Here is a 14,053-nt window from a genome sequence, read left to right as displayed (position 1 = left end):
GTCGGACAGACGCAATTCTCGCCGGGGTCGGTGTTCCGGACCGTCGTGGATACGATCGCGCGGGAGGACGTCCTCGTCTGCGACGACCTGGGCGACGAGTGGGCGGACTTCATCGGGGTGGCGACCGCGACCACCCCGGTGACGATCAGCTTCTACCACGCCAAGCATGGCGCGCCGTCCCTGAGCGCATCCGCCTTCCACGATGCCGTCGGGCAAGGGATCAAGAACCTCGGACGGCTGGGCATGGCGGGCGACAGGATGACGTCGAAGCATGACGGTTGGGACGCGGCATATGCGAACGGCGGCGTCGTCACGGACATCCGGAAGCGGATTCGCGGCAGCACGCGCGACGAGGTGGCCGCCAAGATCGCCGACGCGACTGGGGCACCGGACGTCCAGCGGCGAGTGCTCATCGTGACATCGTCTCTCAGCCGGATGGATGTGGAGGCCGCGTTCGCGGCGGTAAGAGCGGGCGGAGCGCCGAGGCCGCACTTCGTGCAGCTGTACTGGCTTCTTGCAGGTTTCTTCTCGTCGTGTGCCGAGATTGGTGCCGTCGGGTTCGTTGTTTGCCGGCCCTGATTGGCGCTGCATTCGGAGTGTCCGGGAGCATGATGTCCTGCCGGAACTAGCGCAATGTCGATCGGTGGCATTTCGAACCACACGGTTTGGAGCGCTATCGCGACTATCCCAGCCTGGCCGGTGTGCCTGGTCGGTCGTAGTGGCATGGTGGGTGCGCGCTGCAGCCGATCACGGTCGCACCCCTTCGTCTATCCGGTCCGCCAGTTCGCCTGTTATGCAGACCGGGCATTGCCACAGCCTTGTTCCATCGACGCTCTCGAACCGGACGTCGTCACCTGCGAGATCGCATAGTTCCGCGATGTAGCGGGACGGCTGATCGCGATCGTAGAGCAGGAACGTGCCGCGGCTGGCCCGGGTCAGCGCGACGTAGAACAGTCGTCGCTCTTCCGCGTACTCGAACGTCTCCGGGCGTGGGATCACGAGGTTCAGCAGCTCGTCGTCCTCGATGCGGCTTGGTACCCCGTAGTCGCCCTCGCTAACGTCGAGCAGGATCGTGTAGTCCGCTTCCAGGCCCTTCGAACTGTGGAAAGATTTGCCGGTCACGACGATGTTAGCGAACTCTGGAGAATTACCGTGAAACGGGTTGAGCAGGTTGTAGCGCCACAGCACTAGCACCTTCAGCTTCTCCCCATCGTGGCGCCGCCACTGTTCGGCGTTCCCCGACAGGAAGGTGTCCAGGCGGTCGAGAACCCTATGGCAGGCATCGGCGAATGCTGACTTGTTCTTACCCGCCTTGACCGGGATCGCACGGATCGAGCGCGGAATCGCCTGACGCGAGGACCGCACCGTCTTCTTCAGCTGCGCCGGGTTCCGCTGGATGAAGGACGCGGCCGCGTCGGCCAGCATCTGGTTGCAGCGGTACGTGCGCTCGAGCCGCCCCTGCCACGACGCCCCGAAGTTCGTCTCGAACTGGGTGAAGATCGTGAGGTCGGAGCCGGTGAAGCGGTAGATCGACTGCCAGTCGTCGCCGACGGCGAACAGCTTCGTGAACGGTTTCTGATGCTTCAGCGCCTTGATCAGCTTGGCGCGGGGATCCGATATGTCCTGGAACTCGTCGACGAGAATGAGCGAGAACGGGCTGCGGTAGCGACCGGTCTCGACCATTTTGACGGCATCTCCGATCATTGAGTCGAAGTCGATGCGACGCTGCTGATCCAGCCTGCGCGTGTAGGCGTCCGTGATCTTCGTAATGACCCTGGCGAAGCGCTCGGCGCGGTTGCGGTCGTGCAGCGACTTCGCCTTCTCCAGCAGCATGTCCAGGGTGAGGTCGCTTGCGCGGATGTGCTTGATGCAGACACCGATGATCTTACGGTAGTGGGCCAGCACGAGCGGGGCCGCCGCCCTCAGCGTATCGTCGGCCGACCTTTCGGCCAACTGGATCCCCCGATCGACGAGTTCGTCGCGCAACCGGTCCAGCAGGGAGCCGTCACTTGCCTGCGCCGAAGTGGTTTCGAAGAGATCGGCACCGATCCTGGCGTATCCGGCGCGCTTCAGGTTCGCATGCTCGACGTAGTTCTCGAACGGCGACGTACCGTTGGCGTTGATGGCGAAGTGCTCGTGGAGGGTGCCCGTCGCCGGGTAGTAGAAATCCGGTTTCAGCCAGCGTGGGCTTCCATCCTCGTCCATGGTCTGGGTCTGGCGCTCATACTGGAAATCGACGGTGTGCATCCATAGCCAGTTGGCGATGCGCATTTCCTCCAGCGATTGCACGTAATCGCCCGAAAGGGTCGCGATCGCCTTTGGGCGCTTGCCGTTGTTGTCCGCCATGTAGTCGCGGTATTCCTCGGGCGTCTTGAATTCCGCCGGCGGTATGTGCGCTTTCGGGTACAATAGGAGGATCTCGACCCAAAGCCTGCGGAACTCCTCATCGTTCTCGACTAGATCCTTGATGATGCCATCGACGAAGCGCGCCTCGCCAGTCGCGCTCTCGACCCAGTTCACCATCTGCGGGGGCCGTCCTTCGACTTCCTTTATGATGCTCAGCCCGAGCGCGTGAAAGGTGGTGACCCGGCATTTCAGATCGCCCGACTCCAGTCCAAGTTGCTTGGCGATCCGCACCTTGAGTTCCTCGGCCGCCGGCTTGCCGAATGCCATGACGAGTATCTCGCCTGGTTCGTGCAACTGCTTTTCCAGCACGTAGGCGACCTTGCCCACCATCGTGGCCGATTTTCCTGAACCGGCTGACGCGACGAGGAGATTGCTATCCTCAAGCCGAATGCACGCCTCGCGTTGCTCGTCCGAAAGAGGGAATTCGCCGAGACCATCGAAGAAAGGCCGGAAGGCGTTTAGCTCATGGGTGACGAACGCTTCGTTGTACTTCGTGCGCGCATCGGGATCGGTGAGCAGGCCGATCGCATTCGGCAGATGGCGCCGTACCGTGGCGGGGATCAGCGCAGCATCAAACAGGGGATGGGACAAGGCCCGCGCGGCGTTTCCCGGCACGGCGGCGATGGCGCGGCCGATGTCGGACTGCGCTAAATACTGCCGATGGGCGTCGACCATGCCGCCAACGATCCTGTCGACCTCGCGCAATTGCTCCTTGTCGTCATCGATCAGACTGCCAAGGTGACCATTCACGAATGCGAGCAGGTCGTCCCGAAGACGTCGAGCGGCATTGCCTGTCAGACCGGTCAGCGCCTCAATCCGTGACGACGTCCTGATTTCAACGGTATGCCAAAGCAGCGCCTTCGAAGTGTCGATGGCGGTGATGTCTAGGCACGCGATCTCGTCACCACCAAGCATCATGCGAGCGTCATGTCGGCTATCGAGAGCCAGTTTCCAGGCGCCGCCGCCGAACATGCGGGCCCAGATGCCCGGACGGTAGGTCTGGGCACGCCCCAGCATTTCTATCGCCTACCGCGGCTTGGTCACAGGATGGTCCCCGCGCGCAGTCCTGCCGCGTCGACACGCGTGGTCCAGGAATTCGCTGAGCCCCTCGGCCGGACCGGTCTCGGCACGGTAGATCACGCTTCGACCGATCTTCTCCGACGAGACGAGGCCCGCTCGTTCGAGGATGGCTAGGTGGGCGCTCATCGTGTTCGGCGTCGTCCCGATGGCGGTGGCGATGTCGCTCGACGCCATTCCCTGGGGCAGCGCATCGACGAGCGCGCTGAACGCCGCGAACCGGCTCGCCTGCGACAGCGCCGACATGACTTGAAGGGCATGCATCTTTTCCACTCCACGGTTCTATGCGGGCGCCGCCCCCATGCAAAGCACTCCCTCATATCGTTAGCACGGCGCTAACGCTACAATAATTCGCGAAGCGTTGTATTATTTTGTTTCGGTTCCATATTCGGTGGCGCCGGCGCCTTTCGCCTCCGCCGGCCCGACGGACATCGGCGACGATGGAGTGACATATGAACGCGATTGCCGCCGAGCGCATCGACGCCGGCCATGGACCCGAAGTAGGTATCGCCGCCCTCGAAAAGAAACCGATCGGACGCATCGGAGCGCTGTTCCCCGATCCGCTCGATGACGACGCCGACGACGACGAGGTGGTCGTGACCACGCGACGCGCCATCGGCCGCGTCGCCCTCGTGGCGACCGAGACCGCGAGCCGGTTCCAGCGCGAGGCGGTCGGGCACGATCCGATGAGCTGGATGTTCTCGCCGCGTCGCGTGTTCGACGGTGCCGCCGCCATCGACGCCTGTCGCGACCGCGACGCCTGCATGCGCGGCATCCTCGTCCACGGTCTCGGGCTCGGTCTGGATGTCGAGCGATCCGCGGTCGACGCGCTGCTCGCGAGCGACGGCGAGGACGACGACTTCGACGAGAGCGAGTTCGACTACCTTTACGGGGGCGGTGCCGGTGCCGGGGGATCGAGCCAGAGCGACCGCGACGCCGTCGCCCGCTCGACACGCCTGCGCCTGTTCACCGCGACCATCGCGGAGACGCGCGAGAATCGGATGCTGCAGGCGTTCCACGCCTCGGTGGCGCGGAGCGCGGCGGAGGTGCGCGCGCGTCTGGCCGGGCGCTTCGGCCCGGACCTCGCCGATGCGGCGGACATCCGCCTCGGCATCCATCCTTCGGCACCGCTCGTGATCGCTCTGGTGCCGAGCCCCGTGGCGGCGATGATCGTGCAGATGGGCGAGGACTGCGCGTCCTCGGCGGCGCGCACCTTCGCCGTCGACATCCAGCAGGTGATCCAGGCCTGACGGGTTGGCGATGACGGTGTGAGTGCAACTTCGGCCAAGATCGCCCGGCGATCGCTGACCGAGATCGCACCGTCCATCCAACCCCAGCGCTGTTCAGCACGGGGAGACTGACATGAATCTGCAAGTCGAGGTCGGCCGCCCCGCGGCCGGCAACGGGGACGCGCGCGTCCTCCATCCGCTCCGCCTGCACGAGGGTCCGACCGGTGACGGCGTCGGTCGCGGTCGTCACGTCGGCGTCGCGCTGGACGTTGAGACCACCGGGCTCGACCCGGCCACGGGCAAGATCATCGAGCTGGCGATCCGCCGGTTTCGGTACGACGCTGACGGCGTCATCACGGACATCGACGAGGCGTTCGAATGGCGGGAGGATCCGGGTGATCCGCTCCATCCCGACATCACCGCGCTCACCGGGCTTACCGACGCCGACGTGGCGGGTCGCGAGATCGACACCGACGACGCCACCCGGCTGCTGAGGTCGGCCAGCTTCGTCGTGGCGCACAATTCGGTCTTCGACCGCCGCTGGATCGAGAACCGCCTGCCGGACGCGCGCGGCCTTAGCTGGTGCTGCTCGATGCGCCAGGTCGACTGGCGCGCACGCGGGTTCGACGGCCGCGTCTTGGGGTATCTGCTACTGCAGTCGGGCTTCTACCACTGTGGCCACCGCGCCAGTTCGGACGTCGACGCGCTGATCCAGATGCTGCGCGGACGCGACGCCGAAGGGCGCACCGCGCTCGCTGAGATGATCGAGCGCGGTGGCAGGTCCAGCTGGCTGGTCCGTGCCCGCGGGGCCGCGTTCGACGTCAAGGATCAGTTGCGCGCCCGTGGCTATCGCTGGTTCGCCGACATCAAGATGTGGGCGAAGGAGGTCGATGACGACGACCTCGTCGGCGAACAGTTCTGGCTCGCCGCCAACGTCTACGCGGTCGAGGCCAACGCCAAGGCGCTCTGTCCCGAACTCGTCCGCATCACCCCGAGAACACGGTTCGCCTGAGCGAGCAGGATCGCACCCCGGACCAAAATCGAAGGAGAACATCATGCCCGGCAAGAAGAAGAGCGCGTCACCCAAGTCCAACAGTTCGGCGCTGACACCGATAACCGGCACGTCACTGGCGCCCATCCTGGAGTCGCCCCGAGCCTTGGCGAAATTGCCGGGCGACGGCGGCAGCGTCGCCCGCGAGCACGGCGTCACCCTCGTGACCGACCGCCCATACGCGACCAGCGACATGACGATCCCGGCAGCCGAGATCTATTTCGTCGATGGCGCCAAACCGCGCGGGACCGGCCCGTGGCTTGGCGAGGCCGATAAGGTCGCCTGGCGGGATCCGGCCAGCGGGTACGAGTGCATCATGCTTCGCGACAGGAAGGAGGCGTACCTCAGCGGCTACGTCGGCGTTCCCGAAGGGCATCCGCTTTGGGGATGGGACCAGGACGCCGTCGCGCCGGACCTCGGCATCGAGGTGCACGGCGGACTGACCTATTCGCGCATCTGCGACGAGGACGGTCCGTCGCCGCAGCGCGGCCTCGTCATGGAGTCCCGCCGCATCTGCCACGTGCCGGTGACGCCGAAGATGTGGGAGCCGCTGAGGCACGGAAGCGAGTATCGCGTCGAGAGCGGCGGGCACGTCTGGTGGTTCGGCTTCGACTGCAACCACCTCTACGACCAGGTCCCGATCCCCGATGGTCGCCCCCGGTCGTTCCTGGCGGCCGAGACCGCGGCGGTCTATCGGGACGACGCCTACGTGGTGCGGGAGGTCACGAACCTCGCCGCCCAGTTGCGCGCCATCGCCGACGGGAAGCCGGTCCAGCCGCGCGAGGGTCCGCCGCTTCCGGCTATCGGCCTCGATCCGCGGAAGGGGGCTGACCATGGTGGATCGCAACCGTGCCGGCGTGGACCTGCCGTGGGGCTGGTGGCTGCGCGCAAACGGCTCCAAGCTGGAGGATGAGCAGGGACGCACCTTCCGCAGCGTCCGCGATGCGTTCTGGAACGGGCGGATGGACTTCCCCGACATCCATTTCGCCCCGGAGCAGCACGAGCTGCTGTTGCGCGTACTGACCTCGATCGACGACCCGTGGACCGGAACCATCGAGCGCAGGCATGACCTGTTCGACGGCGATATGGCCATGTGGCGATTCTACATGTGCTGGCTTTCCAGCATCGGCCTGCTGGAGACCGCTGACAGATTTGGGCGTCCGGTCAGTTGCCTGGAGGCACCGCTCAGCACCGAGGGTCGATCGGTCATGCTGATGCTGCAGGCGACGCGCGAGCCGGAATGGGAGGATCTGCCCCTGCCGGAAGTCGTCGACGCGGTTGTGGCGCGAGGCCGAGGCTCGGCTCACGAGGATCGCGACCGCGCGCTTCGCTCCTTCGAGCAGGCCATCGGTCGCCGCCGCCATCTCTTCGCACGCGAACAGGTCGGGCGAACGCATCTCGTCACGCTGACCGGCATGGCGGCCGGCGCCGGCGTGCGAATGCCGACCCTTCGCGTCTCGTGGTCGACGTCGTTCACGGATGCCGAGGTCCGCGACGACTTCTTCGGCTGGTTGGCGACGCGCGTGCACCGTTGGGACGACTGGGGTGAACTCGCCCACCGCAGGGGATCGGACGTGCTCACGCAGCACCTCCTCGGCCTGATCGTGGCGTCGCATGCGCCGGGAGGTGAAGCATGATCGCCGATATGAGCATGGCCGAACTGACCATCGCCGACGAGCGGACGCTCGCCCGCGACGCGGCCGGAGCCCGGGCGCGCAAGGAGGGTCTGATGCTCGACCGTTTGGTCGAGACTATGCGCCTTGCGAGCTTCCGCTCCTACCTGGTCGCTACGGTCCACTCCATGTCGGCGATCGTGCCTGACGTGCTGGCCATGGCCGGGTCTGACGTCGGGTCCGCGCTGCAGCGGATCCGGCCCGGCCACCGGTGGCCGGGGAGCACGATGGTGCGCAAGGTGCGGCGCCGTCCGCAGTCCCCGCCATTGTTTCGCCGGGTCGCCCCGTCCCCGTCGTTCGCCAACCCCGGCACGTCTACCTATCCCCTGACGCCGCTGGTCGGTGACGCGATCATCTCGGAAGGAGCACCGGGAGAGTGGATCGAAGCGTCCATCCTGGGTGACTCCCTCGAGATCGTCCTGCGCAGCGATGGCTACGAACTGTCGACCCATGCGGGTGCTGCGCATCTGAAGCTGGCGGGATCGTTGCCCGCCACCGTCACGGTCGCATGCGTCGGGCGTCCGCTCGTCGAGGTCGTGGATCATCCGCTTCTGCGCGCGGGTGGTTTCGTGATCGAGCGGGCGGCGCAGGTCGCGGGTTCGACGCGGCTTTCATTCGACGTCGGCCGGGTCGACATCGAGATGCCGTGGCGACCCTGACCAGCGACCCGGAGGGGGCACGGTGGTTCGGCACGATCGGTCCGGCCAATGACCGTGCGGAAACTAGCCGGCCAAGTGCAGGATACCTTTGATTTGCTGCAGGTGGGCGGCTCGGCTCGTTGCCGAGCATCATTGTCGATCCACGGTGAGTTCGATCGATGTTTCGTCACAACCCGCATCCCTATTGGGATCGACGACGAACGATGCCGTCTCGCCTCTCGACAGTCGCTTCGTGAACGAGAACGGCAGATCCCCGTCGACAAGCGGCGCGCGTATCCCATTTGCTTCCGCAATGATCCCATTGCCGCACCTTGCTGTGATCTGGAACTTCCCGACGAACCGATAGTCGCCGTCCCGAGGCGCGATGAAGGTGACACCGGCAGTCTCGCCGTTCGGTCCGGGGTGAAAAAGGGTCTGCCCGTTGACGAATCTCATGCCCAAGTAGGTGAATCCCGGGACGATCCACTTGGTCGCGGTTGAGCGGGTCATACGGCCGCCCAGTCCACCTGAGCTGATATATACGAAGTTCAGCGGATCGGCTGCCTGACCCTGAGCGAATACGTTGGCGGCCTCGATCAGTCCATTAAGGCCGCTGGCTCGCGGACCCGGACGGGCGGCGGGCTTCAAACGGAGTTGCGGGGGTTGCTGTCCGAGCGGATCCATGTCGCAGATCTCTTCTTCGGAAGGCCGGCGGTCCGAGCTTCTACGGATATCCTATTGGCGGTGTTGACTTCCGATCCTACAACCTCGGCGAGAGGGGGCACTGACTTGAACGATGACGAGCAAACCGTGTCGGCGTCTGAACTCGAAATCAACGAGGTCGAGCCGGTTGTCGATCAGGCCGCGGCCACGGCTATCTCAACCGGGGATGAGATTCAGATTCTCAAAGATGCAGGCGATCTCACAAGCACGGTGGCCTTCGTCAGCGACATACCTGAGCCCGCCTATGATGCAGCTATGGGTGATGGGCAGCCGGCAACCGGAGTGACCGACACCCGCTCCACCCGGGCGAGACGTTGGACCCGGCTGGAGTCGATCACCGTCCGGAACTTCAAGGCGACGCAGGACGCCGTCATACCGCTCGGGCAGGTGACAATCCTTGTCGGCCCGAACGGCTCGGGCAAATCCTCCGTTCTGCAGGCGGTTCACTGGGCCGCACGCTCGGCGAGCTACATCGCCCACCGGAACACCACGGAGATGATCTCGTTCGAGCGGCTCGACTACCTGCCGAGTAGCGAGCCACTGCGCACCGCCCACAAAAGCGAACTCAAGACGGACAAGACTTCGACCCCGGTGGAGGTGATCTTCGGTCACGTTCCGATCGGCGAGGAGCGTTCGCAGGCGACGGTCAGGATCCGGGCGGCTCGCAACCGTGGCGGCATCACCGCCTACATGGAGGGCGGCGCGGCGGTGACGCCATACAAGCAACGCGTCCAGTTCATAACCGCCTACATACCCGGCCTGGCCGGACTGTCCGAACGCGAGAGCATCCTGGCGCAGCCGTCCCTCCGCAGGCAGGCGGCTAGCGGCGACGCCGGCGGCGTGCTGAGGAACATCCTGCTCAGCCTGCGCAGCCGACGCGTTACCGAGACCGACGGAAACGGTGGCGTGGCGCGGCTCGATCAGCTGAACGCCTACATCGGCACCGTGCATCCCGGCATTCAGGTCGACGTGTCGTTCGACGAGCGCGAAGACTATCACATCTCGGCCACGTACACGTCTCCGGGCCTCGGCAATCAGAACCGGCCGCTGGAGACCGCGGCCACCGGCCTGCTGCAGGTCATCCAGATCTTCGCGTATCTGATTCTCTTCGAGCCGAAGATCATGCTCATCGACGAGCCTGATGCCCATCTGCATCCCGACAAGCAGGAGAGGCTCATTGAGGCGCTTGAGCTCGCGGCGGCGGATACGGACACCCAGATCATTTTGACCACGCACAGCCCCCACATCGCGCGGAGCGCAAGCCGGCGGTCAAGCTGGTATGGATGAACGACGGCCGGATCGAGACGGACGACGGCGAGGCGATCCGTCGCCTCCTAGGTTGGGGAGGCCTCGACAAGTCCGCGTTGTTCTTCGTCGAGGATGAGGACGACACGGCGCTTCGTGCGATCCTGCGTCAATGGCCCGAACTGTCCCGGCAGCTCGCGGTGTGCCGCTGCTTCGGCATCGAGAACCTGCCGAAGGACAAGCTGCTGAACGGCTTGCTCGTGGACGGACAGCTCAAGATCAAGGCGATCATTCACCGGGACGGCGACTTCATGTCGCCGGACGAGGCAACTACGTGGGCCGAACGCTTCAAGACGGACGGCGCGTTTGCATGGGTTACGGCCGGATGCGACGTCGAGGCCTACTTCTGCGCTGCCGCCCACCTCGTGGCCATCTATGGTGTAGATGAGGCTGTCGCCGAAGGCTGGCGTGTCGCAGCGGCCGCCAAGGTCGGGCAGGCAAAGGACACGTTCTTCGCCAAGCGGAAGGTGGTCAACTGGGAACTCTTCCCCAACGGCGGTTCACCGAGTTCGGACGCGCTGTGGGATGCGGCCGGCGGCGCCCGGCCGGAAACCGTCAAGGGTAAGAAGCTCTTGGCGGCCTTGAAGGTCGTCGTGAAGGCCGATGGTCACGACGACAAGCTGCTGAACTCCTATCGCATCGTGCCTGGTCACGAAGTAGCGCCTGATCTTCGGCAACTGCTGGAAGCGTGTCTGGCGCCAATGCCGGTCACCGCCTAATCGGAGCGTCGGCATCGCTGCTATGTAAAGCGAAGTTCTGCGCTCCGGTGGAGTCGGAAACGGCGTCACCGAGGCGGCTTCCGAGCATCATGGCGACGATCGCTACGGGGCAGCTGATATCGAGCCTGAAATCAGCGCCCCGGAGCGAGATGCTTATCGTCTGCTAGTCCAGCTACGTCGTCCCGGGAACTCCCGTGAATCGGCCAGGCATGAAGACATGTTCAATGTCGTCGTTGATGGCATACCGGTCCATGTTTGGCCCTCCATGGAATGGAGGGCTTGATCGTACGCCTGCGTCCGCGCACCTCGGCGCCGTGACTACGCCATCTTCCACGGACCAGCTGTTCTCTTTGCTAGTGGAGCCGTCGTGGCGTGACGCCCTGAGGGCTGAATTCGATCAGCCATACATGGCAGAGATAGCCAACGCCCTGGAGGCGGCTGAACTGTCTGCGGAGAGTGGCGACGCGAGGGTGGCGCCTTGCCGGTCCGACATCTTCAGGGCGCTGAACCTCGTATCGGTGGATAAGGTGAGTGCCGTCATAGTCGGGCAGGACCCGTATCCTAACCCCGGTGACGCCGATGGCTTGGCCTTCAGCGTGCGTCGCGACGCCAAGCTGCCGAGCGCTCTCTCCAAGATCCTGGCCGAGGCTCGGCGAGACCTTGGGTGGAACGGGAGGAAAAGTGGAAACCTGAAGCCGTGGGCGAAGTCGGGCGTGTTACTTCTCAACGCGGCGCTGACCAACCTCGTCGGCTACACGTGGGCGCATGGCGACCTCGACTGGCCGAGGTTCACTCGGGCCGTGCTTGGCGTCATGGCGCGGCGGGAACGCAAGACCGTGATCCTTCTATGGGGAGGCAAGGCTGGCGAGTTCAAGTCGGTCTTCGACGGCACCGACCACAAGGTGCTACTCTCGGACCACCCCTGCGCCAGCCGGAAGTTGGTCGAAGGCTCGACGGACGTTCCGTTCAACGGAAGCAAGCCGTTCAGCGCAGCCAACGCTTTCCTGAGGGATGAACGCCTTCCCGAGATCGACTGGTCCTTGCCGCCGGCTGGCCCACGTCCGGCCCGCGGGCGCCGTGACGCCTCGTCCGGGCAACGAGCGTCGACGAGGCGGCGGCGATCCTCCTAGCGCTTTCGAGAGCTGGGAGGAGACGACCCCGGGCGGGTCCAGGGGCTGACGGATAGGTCTTCGAAGCGCTCCGTTCTGAGGAGACCCTTGCTGACCGAGTAGGTCGTCGGGCACGATCCACTTCGATCATGCGGAGGAGCGGTTCGATGTTGACGATGAGTTCGGACCCGAAGGTCGTCGGTCATGGATTCGAGACATGGCGTCGAGCGCTCATAGAGACTGGCGTAAGGGACGGCCTACTATGGCGCCTGCCCGAGCAACGCATCGTCTTCCGCAACCAAGCTGACAACCGTAGCGAAAGTTTGGGCGAGCGGACGGCGCTTGGGACCGACCCGACGGGCGGTTACTGGGCCGTGCAGATCAACGAGGCCGACACACCAGGCAACGCTAACGTGACCACGGGAATCGCCGTCAACGAGCAGGGAGCGCCCTTCTTGATAAGGCAGGGGCGGCTCAATTCGCCCATCGCGGGTAATCCGCACATCCTGGAGGTTGACTTTCGTCGTCTCACAAACCTTGAACCGACCCCCGTCCTGAACGGCGATACCAGCGGGAAGAAGCGGGAGTGGCACATTGTCACGCGGCTGGACGTCGATGCGGAGGACATCAGGGATGCGACCGGCCGCTTCGTCGATCGCTGCGCCTTGGCGCGACTGCGCGACGCCGAGGTCGATGGCGATCTGCCGGACACCGCGCCTGTGGAGGGACTTGGGCGTGACGAGCAGGCTGAAGGCTACACCGTCGGGCCAAGGATCGCGGTCGATGCAAAGGAGGTGCGGCGGCTGCAGGGCGAGGTGTGGCAGCAGCTCGCCCTTCTCCTTCGTTCGGCTGGCATCCTGATCGACAAGCCGAGGCACGCTGCAGGCTACGAAGTAGACGCGGTCATTGCCGCGCCCGCCGGTGCCCTCCTAGTCGAGATCAAGACGGGTAATTCGGCCGCGGATGTCTACGGTGGGATGGGCCAGCTTCAGCTCTATCCAAGGCTTCTGCCGAGGCTTGGGGACCATCGACTCGTCCTGCTGCTCCCGGGCCTGCCTCAGCCGGCGCTCGTTCGCGCGATCGATGAATGTGGCGTTCTCCTCCACACCTACCGACGCCAGTCCCCAGATGCGTATGCCAAGGTGGAGTTCGACGATGCCTTCCTGGGTCTGTGTGGACTGGACTGATGAGATCCGACCATACGACGTAGAGCAGACCGATCATCGCCGATCTGCCCGTAATGGCCACGGTGGCGTCGCCCTGTGGCGCAGTCGGGTCGGGGCAGCGAAGGTGCCAAGTAGCACTTTTTCCGCTAACCGCTTTTCATAAGTAGCAATTTTCCGGCTAAGTCGCTATAAACGCTCGTGTCACTTGCGAAGTCCTTAAGTAGCAGTGTCACTATCTTTATAGCCCTTTTACAAGGGAAGCTCGGGTTCGACGGTTTTAAGCCGTTCGGATGGGCAGTCGTTCGGGTCCTGCTTGGGACGCTTTGGCTAGGGAAATGGCTCACCTTAAACCGTGCTAGCGGCATAGTCTGCATCGGGCATGGCGGATGGTGTCAGTCGAGAAACTCCCGGCTGAGCTGCGCTAAAAGTGTTTCGCGCGTACGAGTTTCACGCTCCCAAATCGTCAAAACTCGCCACCCGGCTTGGGAAAGTGCATGAGCCTTTTCCGCATCGCGCTGGATGTTCCGCTCAAACTTGGCGTTCAGAACTCCACGCGCGCCTTCGAGGTGCGTGCCGAAGTCGGTCTCGGCACCCCATTGCAAGGAACGATGCGGCTTCCAAAGACGGGAGCTCGAAATTCATGACAACCGTTGAAAGTGGAGGTTTCGACCCAAAGGTCCTTTGCTCTCGTACTATCACCCCGATCGAACACTCGACCGGGCCGTTTGGACCATGAGGTTTCGACGCCTCGACCCACGATTCGCTCGCGGGCCGTAACCTACTGTCCGACACCCCGCATGGTATGCAACTCACACACAGTCTTTTTGACATGGCGATTGCGGATCTCGAGCGATCGACGTCCTAGAAAAATTTGAAAAGGCCTAATCCGGGTGCTGCCTATCGCCGGCGTTAGAATGGCCCTGAAGCCATCCGCGGCTGAACAGGTTGTGGTAGACT

The 14,053-nt window shown here is 64.2% G+C and carries 14 protein-coding genes; 11 read left to right on the top strand and 3 right to left on the bottom strand.

The genetic code is table 11. The annotated features are described in order from the left end of the window. The first annotated feature begins 45 nt into the window (after positions 1-45). Positions 46-579 carry a hypothetical protein gene (locus QP164_RS14450; protein ID WP_333923589.1) on the top strand — a complete coding sequence of 178 codons (534 nt, stop codon included), beginning with the start codon at positions 46-48 and terminating at the stop codon, positions 577-579. A gap of 168 nt (positions 580-747) precedes the next feature. Here the strand turns inward: QP164_RS14450 and QP164_RS14445 are convergent, their stop codons facing one another. Both QP164_RS14445 and QP164_RS14440 read right to left on the bottom strand, forming a co-directional pair. Then, positions 748-3,423 carry a UvrD-helicase domain-containing protein gene (locus QP164_RS14445; protein WP_333923588.1) on the bottom strand — a complete coding sequence of 892 codons (2,676 nt, stop codon included), beginning with the start codon at positions 3,421-3,423 and terminating at the stop codon, positions 748-750. 9 nt (positions 3,424-3,432) lie between these two features. Then, complete coding sequence (locus QP164_RS14440) at positions 3,433-3,747, bottom strand: ArsR/SmtB family transcription factor (RefSeq protein ID WP_156347383.1); 315 nt, start codon at positions 3,745-3,747, stop codon at positions 3,433-3,435. Between the two features lie 188 nt (positions 3,748-3,935). Between QP164_RS14440 and QP164_RS14435 the strand changes: the two genes are divergently transcribed. The 5 genes from QP164_RS14435 (at position 3,936) to QP164_RS14415 (ending at position 8,095) form a co-directional block, all read left to right on the top strand. Further along, entirely contained in the window at positions 3,936-4,733 is a 798-nt protein-coding gene (locus tag QP164_RS14435) for a hypothetical protein (protein ID WP_056399257.1), read from the top strand. A gap of 112 nt (positions 4,734-4,845) precedes the next feature. Then, the gene (locus tag QP164_RS14430; protein ID WP_056399254.1) at positions 4,846-5,724 is read left to right on the top strand and encodes a 3'-5' exonuclease; all 879 of its coding nucleotides are present in this window, start codon (positions 4,846-4,848) and stop codon (positions 5,722-5,724) included. Between the two features lie 43 nt (positions 5,725-5,767). Beyond that, positions 5,768-6,676: a hypothetical protein gene (locus QP164_RS14425; RefSeq protein WP_333923587.1), complete on the top strand. Its 909-nt coding sequence runs from the start codon at positions 5,768-5,770 to the stop codon at positions 6,674-6,676. Continuing rightward, entirely contained in the window at positions 6,597-7,400 is an 804-nt protein-coding gene (locus QP164_RS14420; protein WP_333923586.1) for a hypothetical protein, read from the top strand. Before QP164_RS14425 ends, QP164_RS14420 begins: the two co-directional genes overlap by 80 nt. After that, positions 7,397-8,095: a hypothetical protein gene (locus QP164_RS14415; RefSeq protein WP_333923585.1), complete on the top strand. Its 699-nt coding sequence runs from the start codon at positions 7,397-7,399 to the stop codon at positions 8,093-8,095. The genes QP164_RS14420 and QP164_RS14415 overlap by 4 nt, the downstream gene beginning before the upstream one ends. Positions 8,096-8,224: 129 nt before the next feature. Here QP164_RS14415 and QP164_RS14410 read toward each other — a convergent pair whose 3' ends face one another. Continuing rightward, positions 8,225-8,758, bottom strand: a complete 534-nt coding sequence (locus tag QP164_RS14410; protein ID WP_333923584.1) for a hypothetical protein — start codon at positions 8,756-8,758, stop codon at positions 8,225-8,227. Between the two features lie 105 nt (positions 8,759-8,863). Between QP164_RS14410 and QP164_RS14405 the strand changes: the two genes are divergently transcribed. The 5 genes from QP164_RS14405 (at position 8,864) to QP164_RS14385 (ending at position 13,740) form a co-directional block, all read left to right on the top strand. After that, entirely contained in the window at positions 8,864-10,084 is a 1,221-nt protein-coding gene (locus QP164_RS14405) for an AAA family ATPase (RefSeq protein WP_333923583.1), read from the top strand. Continuing rightward, positions 10,081-10,821 (top strand): hypothetical protein, encoded by a 741-nt coding sequence (locus QP164_RS14400; RefSeq protein WP_333923582.1) that lies wholly within the window; start codon positions 10,081-10,083, stop codon positions 10,819-10,821. The genes QP164_RS14405 and QP164_RS14400 overlap by 4 nt, the downstream gene beginning before the upstream one ends. A 209-nt stretch (positions 10,822-11,030) precedes the next feature. Continuing rightward, positions 11,031-11,951, top strand: a complete 921-nt coding sequence (locus QP164_RS14395; RefSeq protein ID WP_333923581.1) for a uracil-DNA glycosylase — start codon at positions 11,031-11,033, stop codon at positions 11,949-11,951. A gap of 146 nt (positions 11,952-12,097) precedes the next feature. After that, positions 12,098-13,117, top strand: a complete 1,020-nt coding sequence (locus QP164_RS14390; protein WP_056399234.1) for a hypothetical protein — start codon at positions 12,098-12,100, stop codon at positions 13,115-13,117. 473 nt (positions 13,118-13,590) lie between these two features. After that, positions 13,591-13,740, top strand: coding sequence for a hypothetical protein (locus QP164_RS14385; RefSeq protein WP_333923580.1), 150 nt, complete (start codon positions 13,591-13,593; stop codon positions 13,738-13,740). Positions 13,741-14,053: the final 313 nt, after the last annotated feature.

It is taken from the genome of Sphingomonas sp. LR59, assembly GCF_036855945.1.
GTDB lineage: Bacteria > Pseudomonadota > Alphaproteobacteria > Sphingomonadales > Sphingomonadaceae > Sphingomonas.
This window is presented reverse-complemented; position numbering and strand designations above follow the sequence as displayed.